At 56.8% G+C, this 14,806-nt stretch carries 12 protein-coding genes; all 12 read right to left on the reverse strand.

Features of this window, described 5'->3' with window-relative positions:
* Positions 1 to 13 precede the first annotated feature (13 nt).
* The gene (locus QJQ48_RS20020) at positions 14 to 4,618 is read right to left on the reverse strand and encodes a baseplate J/gp47 family protein (protein ID WP_346293019.1); all 4,605 of its coding nucleotides are present in this window, start codon (positions 4,616 to 4,618) and stop codon (positions 14 to 16) included.
* A gap of 53 nt (positions 4,619 to 4,671) precedes the next feature.
* Complete coding sequence (locus QJQ48_RS20025; protein WP_346293020.1) at positions 4,672 to 5,106, reverse strand: hypothetical protein; 435 nt, start codon at positions 5,104 to 5,106, stop codon at positions 4,672 to 4,674.
* Between the two features lie 66 nt (positions 5,107 to 5,172).
* Positions 5,173 to 5,598 (reverse strand): GPW/gp25 family protein, encoded by a 426-nt coding sequence (locus tag QJQ48_RS20030; protein WP_346293021.1) that lies wholly within the window; start codon positions 5,596 to 5,598, stop codon positions 5,173 to 5,175.
* Positions 5,588 to 7,297, reverse strand: a complete 1,710-nt coding sequence (vgrG, locus tag QJQ48_RS20035) for a type VI secretion system tip protein VgrG (RefSeq protein ID WP_346293022.1) — start codon at positions 7,295 to 7,297, stop codon at positions 5,588 to 5,590. Before vgrG ends, QJQ48_RS20030 begins: the two co-directional genes overlap by 11 nt.
* 14 nt (positions 7,298 to 7,311) lie before the next feature.
* The gene (locus QJQ48_RS20040) at positions 7,312 to 8,040 is read right to left on the reverse strand and encodes a CIS tube protein (RefSeq protein WP_346293023.1); all 729 of its coding nucleotides are present in this window, start codon (positions 8,038 to 8,040) and stop codon (positions 7,312 to 7,314) included.
* Positions 8,037 to 8,198, reverse strand: coding sequence for a DUF5908 family protein (locus QJQ48_RS20045; protein WP_346293024.1), 162 nt, complete (start codon positions 8,196 to 8,198; stop codon positions 8,037 to 8,039). Before QJQ48_RS20045 ends, QJQ48_RS20040 begins: the two co-directional genes overlap by 4 nt.
* 2 nt (positions 8,199 to 8,200) lie before the next feature.
* A complete protein-coding gene (locus QJQ48_RS20050; protein ID WP_346293025.1) occupies positions 8,201 to 8,683 on the reverse strand; it encodes a phage tail protein in 483 nt (160 codons plus the stop codon).
* Between the two features lie 28 nt (positions 8,684 to 8,711).
* Positions 8,712 to 9,176 carry a phage tail protein gene (locus QJQ48_RS20055; RefSeq protein WP_346293026.1) on the reverse strand — a complete coding sequence of 155 codons (465 nt, stop codon included), beginning with the start codon at positions 9,174 to 9,176 and terminating at the stop codon, positions 8,712 to 8,714.
* Positions 9,177 to 9,221: 45 nt separating this feature from the next.
* Complete coding sequence (locus QJQ48_RS20060) at positions 9,222 to 10,901, reverse strand: phage tail sheath C-terminal domain-containing protein (RefSeq protein ID WP_346293027.1); 1,680 nt, start codon at positions 10,899 to 10,901, stop codon at positions 9,222 to 9,224.
* Positions 10,902 to 10,957: 56 nt separating this feature from the next.
* Positions 10,958 to 11,818, reverse strand: coding sequence for a hypothetical protein (locus tag QJQ48_RS20065; protein ID WP_346293028.1), 861 nt, complete (start codon positions 11,816 to 11,818; stop codon positions 10,958 to 10,960).
* Positions 11,819 to 11,828: 10 nt separating this feature from the next.
* A complete protein-coding gene (locus tag QJQ48_RS20070; RefSeq protein WP_346293029.1) occupies positions 11,829 to 12,407 on the reverse strand; it encodes a Pvc16 family protein in 579 nt (192 codons plus the stop codon).
* A 364-nt stretch (positions 12,408 to 12,771) separates the two neighbouring features.
* Positions 12,772 to 14,769, reverse strand: coding sequence for an ATP-binding protein (locus tag QJQ48_RS20075; protein WP_346293030.1), 1,998 nt, complete (start codon positions 14,767 to 14,769; stop codon positions 12,772 to 12,774).
* Positions 14,770 to 14,806: the final 37 nt, after the last annotated feature.

The raw sequence follows: 14,806 nt of genomic DNA on the forward strand, positions 1-14,806 counted from the left end.
GTCACCGCTAAAATCACGTCACCATAAAGTCCAGCCCCACAATCATGTAGTCGATGCCCTCAAATTCTTCGGCGGCATAGTCAGCGGTGGTAATCAAATCAATAATGTGCTCTGGCGCTGATACCAGAATGGAATCCACCTGCTTCACCTGAGCCAGATTAGACGGATTCACCTGATAGGTGGGGCGGGCAGCCGAGCGATCGCGGGCCAGCTCTACCTGCTCAATCAGCTTCAGATTGGCGACGTAATCCACATAGGGGCGCGACTCGATGAAGTGAATCACCGCCGAGCTGTGGATAGAGCTGCCAAAGGAAATATCGCTCTGCTCCTCATAGGCCCAGGGCGAGAGAAAGCGCACCAACTCCTGGTTGAGCTGCTTCAGGTAGTAGCCCTGCTCGTAGGCGGCTCGAAACCGCACCGCCACCCGGTATTTAATCTGCTCATAGCGAGGATTTTTCACCGCTACCTGGACGAAGGGGGAGGTATGGGCCTGCAAGTAGGCAGCGATCGCCTGCAGCAGGTATTGGGGAGCTTTGGGTTCTAGGGGCAGGAAGGGGGCAGTGTTGGCAATGTTGGGAATGACGACGACCGTGACCCGCGCCGCGCTGGGGACATGGGACTGTTCGGCCTGGCTGAGGCACTTGACTTTGTAAATCTGGGGGAACTGCTCTAGCACCAGTCGCTCGTAGTCCCAGGTGGTGAGGGCGCGCTGTTTGTGACGCAGCCGCTCGCTGGCGCGGGTGTAGAAAGCGCCAGGGGTTTCCTGTCGCCTGCCGCCAAAGGAGCTGTAGGGCTGGCTGACGCGGGCGATCGCTGGAACGCGTTCCACCAAAGCCTCGACAGCGTCAGCCGCGAGGGGCTGACTCAGATGAGCCGGGTCGTTGTCCTGATCGACAAAGGTGGCCGTCACTGCCTGAGTGCGAATATCCAGGATGTCGGGAATGGCGAGGGCATTATGACTCACCGCCGCCCGCAGCCAGTAGAGACCGGACGGCAGCCGCTGGTTTTGTGCTATCATCGCCTCCGGCAGGGCCAGATGCAGAATGCCAGAATCGACTAAACCGTGGGTGCTGTCTGAGAGGATATCGGCCTGCTGCAGAGGCTGCCAGCGATCGCCCGTCAGATAGCTCCACTGAATCTCTGGCTGGGCCAGATCGGCATTGCCGCTGCCGGACACAAGCTGAAAAAACAGGGTTAACTGCTGGGACGGCTGGGCGTCACGCAGCCCGATTAGTAAGCTGCCCTCGCCCTCGTACTGGGGCAAGCAGGTCTTATCCTCAGCCTGCTGCAAATCCAGATAGCCAAAAGGATGGAGCTGAAAAAGCTGGCCGCTGGCCGTCTCGCTGGCTGCTGAGAGATCAATTTCGGCAGAAGCGCGGTAGTCCAGGCTGATGGCTTTGACCTTGGGGGTGTAGGGGGCGTAGACCGTCAGGGCTTTAGTCGCTGAATCTGTGGCTAGGGCCACCTTATTCAGCACCAGCGGATAGAGAGCGTGCTGGAAGTCCGGGCGGGTCAGCTCTAGACGAAAATAGCGATCGTGATCCAGCAGATCATTGCTAGCTGGCTCTTTGATCACCTGCCACAGTCCCGCCGTCGGGATGGCGGCAAAGCTGGCTGGGTCATAGTGCAAAGTCGCCGTGGAGGATAAGTCCGCAGCTGCTCCGGCAGGCAGGCTCTCAAACAGCGATCGCGTACCGAGGGGCTGCCAGGTGCGGTTGAGCAGCAGTTCGAGGCGGGCTTGAAAACTGTGATTGTCGATGACCGGCGGCTGGGGCGTTAGACCCGTGTTAGCGTAGGCGTGATAGTGGGTGGCAAAGCTGTCGGGCAGGCCCAGCCATTCCAGCTTTAGCGACAGGCTATCCAGCTTTTTGGCGATGATTTCCGGATGGGTGAAGTAGAAGCTGGCACCGGCCACCGGCTGGGAGCCAAAAGGCTCAAAGGGACTCTTAGGGCTGAGGACAGCGCGATCGCTGCGAATTTGCAAATCTTGCACCCCCTGCACCGCGACCTGGACGCTGGCCTTCTCCAGGCGCAGATCTTTGAAAATAGGATAGTAGGCCGTCTCTGCCGTATCCGCCTGCAGCAGCAGCTTCACCACCGGATAGGGGGTCTGAAAAGCTGACAGCGCCTCAGCGGCGGGCGGCACCGTGATGGCGGGTTGAGTGGCTTCCAGGGTAAAGCTGAACTGGAGGCTGCTGAGATAGATACCCGCCGCCGAATACTGCTCGATGGGGGTATCCGGGGTAGGCGATCGCCCAATTCGGCCTATGGGGATAACCGTGGCTTCGCGATCGCTGACCAGGCCCACCAGCTTGTAAATCTCACCGCTGGCCCAGGCCACCAGCGTGCCGATATCTCGCGGCAGCAGCCGGGCCGCTTCATCGGCGGCAGCCGTCAGGGCGATGCCCACCGGCGTCATGTCGGTAAACCGGGCAATGGGCGCCGCCGCAAAGGCAATCTGGGCCGTCTTGCGAATCTCGCCGGTGCCAGGCAGATAGCCCCACTGGTGGATGCCCACTCGCCCGGCATTGGCAAACTCGGCGATCTGAAAAATGACCCCATCCGACCAAATGACGAAGCTGCCCACGTCCTCAGGGCTGAAGCGGTTGCGGCTATCTAGCAGCTCTCGCCGGTCCTCGCTGAGCTGTAGGTGACTCAGCACCGTACTGTCTCCGCCCAGATCCAGGCTGGGGTACTGGTCAACGGTCTCGCCGGCACCCACGACCCCCACTAGCCGCAACTGGACGCGGTTAGGACTGGCAACTGCCTCAATCTGGTAGAGGCTGCCATCGGCAAAGCGCAGATACTGGCCGCCGTCTCGCCCCTGGGCAAAATCGGCCTCGGCGCTCTGATAGATCACGGCCCAGGCTGCCTGCGGATAAGTACTCAGGGGCGTCTCTAGGAAAAAATCGCCCACGGCGAACTGGACCGGCTCCACTGGCAGCCAGCCCGCCGCGCTGCTGATGGCGACGCTGAAAGGGCGATCGCCTTGGGCCAGCAGCTCGGTGAGCCGATCGCGGTTAAAGGTTTGAGCTTCACAGGCTAGGGTCAGGGTAATCTGGCGATGGCCTGCCTGGAGCTGCAGCACCGGCGAGGCGATCGCTACGCCCAGGGCCTGCACTGACTCACAGGCGCAGAGAGGCGCAGCTATGAAGGGCTGAAAGCGGGGCAGGGTCAAGGGCTGTTCTGGTGCAGCAGTCGCCACCGCCGAGGCACAGATGGAGCGGACTTCAGTGCGACCAATGGGGGGATAGGTAAAGCCGCGCTTGCGGGTTTGGGCCCGCTCTAGCAGGCGGTAGACTTCTTCCCATTCCGGGTTCTCCCAATCAGCGCCTAGGCGGCGGTGGATGTCCATAATTTTTTGAAAGTCCGCCACGCTGAGAAAAAGCTGGTCTTGGATATAGCGGGCGGCAGCATCACTGGTATCGGCCTGCAGCGCTGATAAATCGGCCTCCTGCTGAGCCGGAAAAGGCGGCAGCGGATCTGCGGCGACAGGATCCCCCAGTGCCTGTCGCCACAGTTCCAGAAAAGCTACCTCTGGGTCCGACTGACTCTGATGGGTCTGTTTGAGCTGCAGGCGGCGATCGCGGTTAATTTTTTTGCGGTAGGCTTTTTCCACCAGGCGATAGACCTGCTGCCACTCCAGGTCGCTGGGGGGCACTACGTCAGCCTCGCCCCGCTGCTTGCCAATTTCGCGGCTGTGCACCCCCAGGCAAAACTGAAAGTCGTCTAGGCTGGCAAAGCAGAGCTGATGCAGAATGTACTGCTGGCGAGCGGCGCTGACCTGCTCCAGGGTGTAGTCCTGGATTTCGGCAAACAGGGCCAAAATAGCGGTAAAGGTGTCATCGTCCGGGGCGAGGGGATCGCTGGGCGGCAGCGGCGGCAGCGGATCTCCCTGATTGGGCGAGCCGATGGCCCAGCCCAGCATGTTGGCAAAGGCGGCGTGACTGCGATCGCCCGCTTGGTGAATTGCTTCTAGGTCAATGGAAACCTTTTCCACCGAGAGGGTTTTGACGCTGGCAACCTGAGCCGGGGTGAGATAGAGATCGGCGTCGGTGGCATAGTGCAGGTCATTGCCCTCAGAGTCGGTCCCCGCACTCAGCCGCGTCCCCTGGGGCAGCCAATATTCGCTTTCCCCCGGTGACAGGCTGAAAACCACGTGGGCCTGGTCGGGCACCGCCGCCTTGGCAGTCAGCCGCAGCACCTGACGATAGTAGAAGTCGAGGCGGCGCTGGGTCAGAGCCTGAAACTGCTGCTGGGGGTACTGCAGCAGCTTCAGGAAGGTTAAAAATAGGGCCAGATGGGGCTGGGCAATCAGATTCAGCATTGCCGCCGGAAAGGCCGCTTTAGCCGCTTCAGCTTCCCAATCGCTACCGGCTGCTAGGGCGTCAACCGCAGCCGCGATCGCCTCGGCGTCCCCGGCAAAAAAGTCGGCCCAGTCTCCCGCCACCTGGTTTTGACTGTCGAAATAGCGCAGGCTTTGGGCGTAGGTTTGAACGAGACGAATCCAGTCCGCCAGGGTTCTTTCCTCTACGGAAATAAAGCTAGGATCGAGCGATCGCAGCGATCGGCGGCGCTGACTGGTGCCATCTCGAAAAACCTGAGCCTTGATTTCCATGGGTTTGCAGTTTGCGGCTTGAATCTTTTAGGAAAAAAGTGAGCAATAACGGTCTAAGTGCCCGTCCATTGGGTGTTGGTGGTGGTAAACGTGCCGTTCCCCGGATAGGACAGATTGGCATCCGGCGTCGGCGAACCAGCCCCAGGCGGGGGCTGCTGGGCCGGAGTCTGAACCTCAAACTTGGCCGTAAACAGGCTGCCTTTGAGCAAGACGGGCTGTCCGGCGCTCTGGGTCTTCGTCGCCACCTGATCGCTGCCGAGGGCGTCGATTTTCAGGGTGCCGCTGCCCGCAATTGAGTGGGTGCTGGTGACGTAGCTGCAGCCCGCCACTGAGACGTTGGCTTCGTCCCCCTCAATACAAATGGCCTTACCGTTAAGGCTGCTTTTGCCGCTGCCGCTGAGAGTGCCTGGCTGCACAACTACGGTGGCTAGGCCAAAAGCGGTATTAAAATTAACCGTGTCGCCGTCAATCAGAATATAGTCAGACATTTTTATCGGAATTTTAATCAGGTTAAAAGCAGATTTTGGCGTTTTTATTCAGGTCAATTGAGGCTGTTAAAATCCCGTCGCCTCGTTGAGATAAAAGGGATAAACCAGGTTCGATCGCGTATTGGTTTGCCGCACCGTGTAGTCAATTTGAATCAGCAACAGTCCGGCCTCAGCCTGACTGGCATCCACATCAACTCGGTCAACTTTAATCCGCGGTTCGTGATAGAGCAGCGCATCGGCAACCACGCTGCGAATGCTGGTAATCACGGCCTGACTCATTTCTTCAAACAGAAACTGACTCAGCTCGCAGCCAAAGTCTGGCTGCATCAGCCGCTCTCCCGGTCGGGTGGAGAGAATGATCTTTAAACTCTGCAAAATATCCGTTTCTGCCGCCACCATTTTGGCTCCGGCCTGACGGCTAAAAGCGGGCGGAAAGCCCCAGCCTCTGCCCAAAAATGAAGGCTTTTTGGGATTTGATAACTCAGTTGACATCGACCTGTTTCCCCTGCAGCGTCATATTGCCTTTGGCGCTAATCGTAATATCCTGATCGCTACTGATTTGAATTCCGTCTGCGTTCATTGTTAGCTGGTTATTGTTTTCATCGACGATATAAATCGCGCCGTCTTCGTCAATCAGGATGATGCGATTAGTATTGGGCGTTTCCAAACGAATTGATTTATCTTGATCGCTGAAAGCCAGCTTCAGTTTCTCTTTAGTAAAGATGCCGCGCTGATTGTTCTGGGCAGCCACCGGCACGGGCGGCTTATTTTTATCGCTGTAGAGCGCTCCCAGGATGACGGCCTGCCTCGGATCGTCGTTGAGAAAGCCCAAAATCACCTCGTCTCCCTTTTCCGGGCGAAACATCGTCCCCCGTCCCGGCTTGCCGTCCGCGGCTAGGCCCGCCTCCAGCGTGGCCAGCCGCGCCCAGAGCAGACCGTCATTTTTCTCAGCCGGGAGGTTGGGGGTGGGGGTGAGGCGCGGGATCTGCACCTGCACCCGCAGCTCGTCTTTTAGATCGGCCTGCTGCACAATGCCTATTTGTAAACCCTGCACCGCTGGCAGCAGGCCGCTAGCCGGAGCCGCCATCACGTCGTCACGGGTCGCCAAGGGAGCCGCTGAAAGGCCGAACTGAATATCTGTCTGCCAGCCTGCCTCATTTACCCGGTGGCGGACGCCGGTAATTAGCGTAGTGCCGTTGAAGCGATCGCCAAAGTTTTCCAGCTGCAGCGCGTCGCCTACGCGCAGCCCCGCCTGGCCGGCCAGGCGAATGCGGCCCCGGAGCATCGATAGGCGGCTCTTGAGGGCGTGGGCGCTGGCCCAGGCTTTGGCCTCTGCTGGCACGAGTTCCGCCCCGCTGACCAACTGGCGCTGACCGGCCCCCACCAGCGGGCCAAGAGCGGCAGGATCGAGGTTAGACAGCTCCAGCGCGTACTCGTCTGCCGTCTGAGCCTCGGTCAGGGCTTGGCTGGGACTAGCCCAGGCGATCGCCTCTGTCGCCTCAAACTGATCGCGAATGTCGGCCTCAATTTCCAGGTCGTAGATTAGGCCAGGATCGTAAACCAGGGTGACGGGCTGACCGCCCAGGCTTTGAGGCTGCTGGACGCTAATCTCGCCCTCGCTAACCAGCACCCAAAGACCGTTGGCCTCAGCTCGCGCCAGGATGAAGTCCCAGTCAGTACAGTAAAACTGCACCATTTCCCCGTGGGCGATCGCGGTTTTGGTCGGCGTGAATGTGCCCAGGCTCAGGTCTTGAATATTTTTTTGCTGATCCTGACTGACGGCGGCGCTGAGAATATCTTTGATAATGGCGATGTCGTCTTTTTCCCGAAAAATAGCGCTGCGGCGCTGCCGGGTGAGCTTGATGGCGGCGTCCTTGAGATAGAGCGTCAGGATGGTTTTTTGGCGATTGATCTGAATGCCGTGCTTGACCACCAGGCCGCTAAAAACTGTTTCGTCGGCCTCTTCTTCGTAGCGCAGCTGAATCCTAATCTTTTGACCCGGCTTGAAAAAATCAGTATCGCTAATTTCAAAGGGCTGCTGATCGCCGCCGCTCAGCAGCACCAGCTGCGCTGTGGGAATGCGATTGACCTCCTGCAAAATGTCAATGGCCAGGAGGTTGTAGTGGGGGTCCATCTGCGTTTCCTGCAGACCCTGCACATTCCAAATGGTGGCGGTGACAACACCGGTCATGGGCAGCTTGCTAACTAAGTATTTTTAATCGGCGGAAAATTGAGCGTCGTCCCGGCCCGGAGGTTTCTAAAGTTGTTGAGCCGGTTGGCCTGGGCCACGCGCATGTAGTAGGTGGGATCGCGGTAGATGCGATGGGCCATAATCGGCAGGGTATCGCCGCCAGTCACGGTGCGCGTATGGGTTAGGTCAGGGGAGCTTTTGTTCGTCAGCTTGGCCAGCTTTTCCAGATTTAAGTCTTCTAGAAAAACAGCGTCCAGTTCGGCCCGAATCGCGGTGCCGCTGCGATTAAACAGGGTGTAGCTGACATCGACAGACTGCAGCCGACAGTCAAAAATCAGATCGCCCCACTCCAGCTTCAGGTAGCGCGGCGCGTGGATATCGCCATCCATGCGGGCGGCAATATCGAGAAATTCCTCGACCCGGTCATGGATAGTTTTGCGAATAGAAAACTTGCCCAGTGAAATGGAGGGGCCGCCAGCGGCTAACCCTGCGGTGGCGCTAGAGTCGTCGATGATGAACTTAAGAGACAGGGTGCGCGATCGCGACAGAGAATAACGGGCCGTCCGGCCTGCCGTATTGATGCCCTGATACTTCTGAAATTCGTTCTCGTAGCGGAAAGAATAAGACTCTGGGTTGAACATCACCTCATAGGTCTTATTCAAGGCGTAGAAAATGCCGCCCTCCTGCCGTTTATCCGCCAGATACGACTTAATTTTTAGTTTTTCTAATTTTCCCCAAATCATCGCTCTCGCTGGCGCTCTAGAATTTGTAAAACCTGCTCCACGCAGGCGGCAATAATCGCCTCATCGCCGCCGCTGCTGGCTGTCCCAGCATCCCCCTGCTCGCCGCCGTTGTTGACCACGGTGGTGCGGATAATCAGCTCTCGAATTTCAACCGGCATCACTATATCCTCAGGCTTTGAAAACGGCTGTAGGCCAGCTCCATCGTGTCAATCACCACCGCGCTTTGGTTGGCATCTAGGTCTGAAACAGACCACTTAACCGGATAGGTTTTTTGGAACAGCCAGGCAGCAATGGGAATGTCTTTGGCGTTGAGCAGCGCCACGAGCACATTACCGGGCTGAAACCGCAAGGTACTCATGGCGACGTTGAACTCCACATTTAGAGCTGAGCCAATCACCATGCCCCGTTCCAGCACCAGATTGTCATAGGTGACGCGGGTAGGCAGGCGATGGCTAAACAGATTCTCACCCCCTTCTCTGACTTCCGTCGCTTCAATGGTTGAGGTCATGCCGGAGACTCGCTGAAAGCGAATATCCAGCAGGTTGGGCAGAAAGCCGCCGACCAGAAAGGCCACCGTGAAATAAAAGCCGACGGGCGGGGCCTCGGTCAGAGACAGCTCAGGGGTGGCAAAAGGGTTCACCATAGGTGGGGACTCGGTTTAGATAGACGGATTAGATAGATGGATTACTGACCGTGAGCTTGCTTGCCATCAGCTCCAAACTTTCGATCGCCACCTCATTGCTAGAGGCATTGAAGGAAGGAGCATCCAGCTTTTTAGGAAAGGCATCCTGAGCCGTCCAGGAAACCGTCGGCTCACCGTTTTCATTCAGCAGGTCAATCCGCACGTCCCGTTTTTCCACGGTGTTGAGCTGGATGGTGCTAATCCAGTCAAACAGATAGCTATCGGCCTTGACGATGCCCTTCTGTAGCGTCAAGTTCACCGGCGTACCTAAACCCGGCATGTGCTTAGCGCCGTCGCGGTAGCTGAGGCCGTCTTTATAGGTAATGGTTTCGTACTCAAGGCTGAGGCCGGAAACTTCGGAAAAAGCGATCGAGTCCTCGCCGCCAATAGTGACCCGGTAGTAAAAGACCGGAATTGGGTATTTATTGCGAATGTCATCGACAGAAGTGGCCATACTGAATAGCTCCTTTTAGCAAGAAATCAACGGGTTAGGAAATCTCTAAGCCTGCTGCAGCTTGTGGGAAAACCGCAGGATAATAAATTCCGCCGGGCGCACCGCCGCAATGCCAATTTCGATGATCATGCGCCCTTCCAAAATGTCCTGCTCGGTCATGGTTTGGCCTAGACCTACGCTGACGAAGTAGGCTTCTGCCTGGGTCGCTCCGGCTAAGGCTCCCTGCCGCCACAGTCCCTCTAAGTAGGTTTCAATAATGGTTTTAACCTTGAGCCAGGTGATGGCGCTGTTGGACTCAAAGACCACGAAATTGGTGGCTTTTTGCGTCGATTCTTCAATCAGGTTGAAGAGGCGGCGTACCGGCACATAGCGCCACTCGTTGTCGTTGCCCGCTAGGGTTCTGGCACCCCAAATCAGGGTGCCTTTACCGGTAAAGCTGCGAATGGCGTTGATCGACTTGCCCGCTGTCGGATCGACGTTGAGGTTTTCCTGTTCCTCATTGGTGATCTTCTCAGTGGGGCCAATAACTGAGGCTAGGCTGACATTAGCCGGTGCCTTCCAGACTCCCCGCTCCCGATCGACCTTGGCGTAAACCCCGGCCACGGCGGCGCTGGGCGGCAAGACCACGCGCAGGCTGTTGAGGGCCGTTTTGAGCGTGTTGTAAAGCTGGGTATTTTCGGTTTGGATGGAGGGGTTGGCAAGGGTAATGCTGGTGCTGCTGGCGGTATAGGTGAGGGGCGTTTCGTCTAGGGGGGTGCTGAGGGTCGCTGTGCCCGTGCCGTTGACTGCGAGGCTGTAGTTACCGACGCCGGTGGAGGCCGCTAAGACATCAGCGGCGGTGGCTCCGGCGCTGGGCAAGCGAATAGTTAGGACGCCCTCAACCGCTTCTACGGCGATGCTTTGGCGATCGGTGACGGTGATTCTGAGTCGGGGATTGTCTGACTGGGGGCCGCTGTAGGTAATCCGCAGGCCGTTATTGCCGGTGCTATACTGCCCGACCGAGGCGCTAGCGGTTGTCGTGGCGTCTGCGGGGCGATTGAGGGTGACGGAGTCGTCGGTGTAGTGGTAGGTGAGGGAGGTCTGCAGGTAGGGGTAATAGGCCGCTCCATACTTGAGATATTCGGTGCCAATGCCCTGCCTAAACCCCGCGCCGATGCTGTTGGTATCGCGATCGCTCGCCAGAACATCAAAAATGCCGAACCGATCCTTGAGGCTGTTGCACTGCCGCAGCACGCTCTGGCACAGGTCGTAGTAGTCCACCGGGTCAGGCAGATTCACCGCATCTGTTAGCAAAATCAGCGTCGGCTCATCTTCTTTGCGCACAGCGGCCAGCCCTTCAGCAAACTTATCCTTGCTGGGCAGCTCGCTATAGTCCCCAATTGATACCACGTAGCAAGGCCCGCCGCCATTGTCGAAAAACAGGCGCAGCATGTAGTACAGCAGATAGGCGGGCGTGACGGCGCTACCCTCGCCTGCCGTAATCTGAGTAATCTGCTCGTTCTCGTCTAGGGTGACGGTGAAGTCGGTGGCCTCAGCGCCGCCAAAGATGGTGGTGTAGTCGAGAATTGAGCTGATGCGGACGGGCCGACCCAGATATTCGCCGTTGGCACCCGCTTTCTCAGTACAGCCAATGAAGGCGGGTACCGCCGTCGCCACCGGCACCACCGACGGCGGCAAAGTGGCGACCTCCTCAACGTAAACATTAGGGGTTTTGTAGGTAGACATACTAGGCTCCTTGAGGCAGTTTTGGCAGTGGGGGCAATGTTAGTCGAGGCAGGCAGTTAGACATCTTCCAGCACGTTAATCACCTGGGTACCGTGCTGATTGGGTGGGTTGGGCAAATGGGGAATCCAGGGCTGGGTATGACCCTGGCGAAAAAGCTGCAGATTGGGTCGGCCCGCTTCTTGGCAGGCCACCGGAGCCGCAGACTTGAGCAAAATTGGCTGACTTTGGGGAAAGCGCTGCTGAATTGCCGCCGTGACCCGATCCCTCGGCGCGATCGCTGCTGGGGTAAAGCTGATTTCAGTCGCCTTGTCCTGAATTGAAAACTCCTCAGCCGCTGACCGCTGGCTGGCAATTAGGTAGTAGGTCCAGGTTTGCTGCTTGGCCTGAAACGTAAGGGTAAAATCGCGGGGCTGGCTCAAATCTGACGGCCAAGCCTCGGCCTGAATCTCAACCACGCCAAAGACGGCGCTGCGGCGCAGGGCATGCAGCTCAGCGATCGCGCTACAGCGCCTTTCTAAGGCAGTTTGCTGCTCAACGGGACGACTCAGGGCCTCTCGCTGCAGCACCGTCGCCGTTAGCTCTAAAGTATCGGCGGGGCTGCCTACGCCATGACTAAAAACGTAGAGGCTGCGGCCAGTGCGATACTGAGGATCGAGCTGAGTAAAGCTGACAAAGGCCGGATTTTTAAGCTTGAGCAGAAAAGTCAAGTTTAGAGGCTCGGCCAGGGGGATCATAGGCTGATCAGACACCAACGGTACGAGCATCTGCAGGCCGTTTTCTCGCGGCTTGAGAATGAAGCGGTGACCGCGCAGCCAACGCTGACAGACCGCCGTTGGCTCAATGACAAAATCCGGGCAGGCTTGCTTTTGGTAATAGCGATGGAGCAGCTTCAGGCTGAGGTAAGGCTGGTAGTGCATGGCCCTGTTCTTAGATTTGCGAGGTCACGGTCTGAATGAGTCCTAACTCGGCTCCAATTTCCACTTCATCAGCTTCAGTCTCCTGGAAGACCAGCATTCTCACTTTGTAGAGCGCTGAGGGACTGCAGGGCATTTCTAAAGACCGCCATAGCTCACTCTGTTCCATAAAAGATAGGTTGACCAGCTCAGTTGAAAGCTGCTGAATTTCCGTGTCCAGGGCAGGAAAACGATGCTGATCAAACAGGCGATAGCTGCGAAAAAATTTTAAGACTAAGGATAAGATTTTTAATCCTTCCACATACTCTTTGAAATTGGCAATAAACAGCAAATGAAAGTTGAGACAGAGATTAGAAATTGCGGCTTGATCAGCCCTATTTCCTAAGCGATTGACCTGAGCCGCACCGGCGCGAAAAATTCGCTCCTCTTCTAGATTCACCAGCAGCATCGTAACGGCATTATTTTGCATCACGATATCTCTGGGAGGCTGAATTTCAGCGAACTGCACGGCGTTCTCTTTTTGGCCGCCCGTCCTAATTTTGATGTAGTTATTGAGTGCTTCCTGGAAAAAAAGCAGGGCTGCATCCAGCATTGATATGCCTCGCAGACAAAAGGGCTTCCGTACAAAAGCTAAGTCATTACGCGATCGCCCGCATCAGGTTTTTGACAATCCTTAATACTCAAAGGCAACGTCAATGAAAGAATATTACGCTTCTTGATAAAACTGCCTTTTAGAAAGCATAACTATACAAAATTGGTGACGTAGCTCAGTGACTAATTGCGCTTTTTAAGGTAGGCAATTTTTTTACTGAAAAAATGTCGGCTCAGAGTTAAGCCGCATAGCGGGGTCAACTCTCACTACGGATGGTGATGACTTGGGCAAAGGGGCGATCGCACTGCAGTCTGAAACCAAACTACCCGGCCAGTAATAGCCAAAGTGACCATGAATCTTACAATCAGGGCAAACTGTCTCTTTCCCAGCCCCTAATTTCCTCAGTGGTCAAGAGCCGTTCTAGCTTCAAATATTCTCGCTGAGCCGCCTGTCGAATGTGGTTCATGCTCACGGGCTGCTCAGACTGAGCCGCTAAGAAGGCCGCATTGAGGGCCACATTGCGGATATTGCCGCCCGCCACTTTGAGCTGCCCCAGCTTGTCATAATCTAGATCCTGAATTGGCGTTTGGGCCGGGAAGACGCGCCGCCAGATTTCACTGCGGGCGGCCGCATCCGGAAAGGGAAAAGGCACCATGAATCGCAGCCGCCGCAGAAAGGCTTTGTCTAGGCTGTCCTTGAGATTGCTGGTGAGAATGGCGAGGCCCTGATACGACTCCATCCGCTGCAGCAGATAGCTGACTTCAATGTTGGCGTGGCGATCGTGGCTGTCCTTCACTTCCGATCGCTTGCCAAATAGGGCATCGGCCTCATCAAACAGCAGAATGACGCCGCCGGTTTCCGCCGCATCAAAAATACGCCGCAGATTCTTCTCCGTTTCGCCGATGTATTTACTCACCACCATACTCAAGTCAATCCGATAGAGATCTAGGCAGCAGGCGCGGGCCAGCACCTCCGCCGCCATCGTCTTGCCGGTGCCGCTGTCTCCATAAAACAGAGCGCTAATACCCCGACCGCGATCGCCCTTGGCCGCAAAGCCCCAGCTCTGATACACCTGAGCGCGATAGTTCAGGTGAGCGGCCATGTCCCTAAGTAGCTGCCGCTGGCGATCGGGCAGCACCAAGTCCTCCCAGGTCGCCACTGCCTCAATACGCTGGGCTAAATCCTCCAGGCTGGGGCGAGCCTGCAGGCGGCAAAGCGTCCACAGGTGAGTTTGCATTCCCGGCTCTAAACTTTGGCCGGAAGCCCCTTCTGTGCCAGTTTTGCATTTTGCATTTTGGATTTTGAATTGCTCACAAACGCTCTGAATGGCGACAGGGCTGAGCTGAAACTGACTGGCTAGAAGGTTTACAGTGCCATTGAGATCAGCAGTCTCGCCCAGATGGGCCTGCCAAAGAGCCGTCTGTTCGGTATGAGGTAGGGGCGGGACGGTGAAAGTAAGCAGCGGGCGGCGCAGGCGCGGCTGGCGATCGCGGCTGCTAATAATTACCGGCGTGCTGAGGGCTTCCAAGAAAAGGGCGATCGCGGTTTCCTGTCCCGGCTCAGTCGAAGCAGCGGTTTCGCAGTCCAGCAGCAGGGCGCTGTGGGTCAAGATAGCTTCTCGCTGCCACAGCCGCTGCAGCTGGCTCAAGTCAGAGGAACTGGTGGGTAAGACGGCGGCAGGTAAGACCCAAAGCTGCAAACCCAGGCGATCGCAGGCCGCTTGCGCAATATGGTGGCTCACCGTCATCTCTATTCCTGTCAGGAAAATTAGCGGCCAAGGCTGACTCTCCACGGCTGCAGACCAGGTGTCGGCGACCTGCGCAGCGATCGCCCGGTAGGATGGCGGCAGCGTATTGGTATCGGTTACAGCGGGCAGCACCAGATTGGCTAGCTCAGAGGCGATCGCAGGCTCGCCCAGCAGATAGCAAAGAATGCGGCGATCGATGTTAATTTGGCTTTGGGTCAGCAACGGCCCTGGCTCAGTCTGAATCAACTGCCAGTGGTGCAGCGGATTTTGCGGTGACAGAACCGACCAGTCGGCATTAGGAAATATTGAAAGAGCCAGTCCCAGAGTGGCATAGGGTCTGCTAGCATCGCCCTGCACTTGGGCGCAGAGGGCCTGAAAGTTGGGTTCTAGCTCCAGCGCTACCGTCAGCAATAAGATGGTTTGCTCAAACTCAGATAGATGAAACTGCTGGCCTAAAGCGGCAAACTGCGCTAAGTCTACAAGTAAGCCCTCGGCAGAAAGATTCTCCGCTTTGCCTTGGATATAAGCTTCTAGATAAGTTCTGAGGCGATCGAAGCTCTGAAATAAGGTAGCTAGATTTGATGAATCGGGAGGTAACACAGAATCTCGGTTCATAAAAATGAGGCCGATTAACGCTAGCGCTGTGCAAACT

This window comes from Sphaerothrix gracilis Ecp01, assembly GCF_030405905.1.
Classification (GTDB): Bacteria; Cyanobacteriota; Cyanobacteriia; order Phormidesmidales; family Phormidesmidaceae; genus Sphaerothrix; species Sphaerothrix gracilis.

Bases quoted from the DNA above. Each gene is read 5' to 3' on its own strand.
- QJQ48_RS20020 (WP_346293019.1), bottom strand. From the start codon at position 4,618: ATGGAAATCAAGGCTCAGGTTTTTCGAGATGGCACCAGTCAGCGCCGC.
- QJQ48_RS20025 (WP_346293020.1), bottom strand. From the start codon at position 5,106: ATGTCTGACTATATTCTGATTGACGGCGACACGGTTAATTTTAATACC.
- QJQ48_RS20030 (WP_346293021.1), bottom strand. From the start codon at position 5,598: ATGTCAACTGAGTTATCAAATCCCAAAAAGCCTTCATTTTTGGGCAGA.
- vgrG (WP_346293022.1), bottom strand. From the start codon at position 7,297: ATGACCGGTGTTGTCACCGCCACCATTTGGAATGTGCAGGGTCTGCAG.
- QJQ48_RS20040 (WP_346293023.1), bottom strand. From the start codon at position 8,040: ATGATTTGGGGAAAATTAGAAAAACTAAAAATTAAGTCGTATCTGGCG.
- QJQ48_RS20045 (WP_346293024.1), bottom strand. From the start codon at position 8,198: ATGCCGGTTGAAATTCGAGAGCTGATTATCCGCACCACCGTGGTCAAC.
- QJQ48_RS20050 (WP_346293025.1), bottom strand. From the start codon at position 8,683: ATGGTGAACCCTTTTGCCACCCCTGAGCTGTCTCTGACCGAGGCCCCG.
- QJQ48_RS20055 (WP_346293026.1), bottom strand. From the start codon at position 9,176: ATGGCCACTTCTGTCGATGACATTCGCAATAAATACCCAATTCCGGTC.
- QJQ48_RS20060 (WP_346293027.1), bottom strand. From the start codon at position 10,901: ATGTCTACCTACAAAACCCCTAATGTTTACGTTGAGGAGGTCGCCACT.
- QJQ48_RS20065 (WP_346293028.1), bottom strand. From the start codon at position 11,818: ATGCACTACCAGCCTTACCTCAGCCTGAAGCTGCTCCATCGCTATTAC.
- QJQ48_RS20070 (WP_346293029.1), bottom strand. From the start codon at position 12,407: ATGCTGGATGCAGCCCTGCTTTTTTTCCAGGAAGCACTCAATAACTAC.
- QJQ48_RS20075 (WP_346293030.1), bottom strand. From the start codon at position 14,769: ATGAACCGAGATTCTGTGTTACCTCCCGATTCATCAAATCTAGCTACC.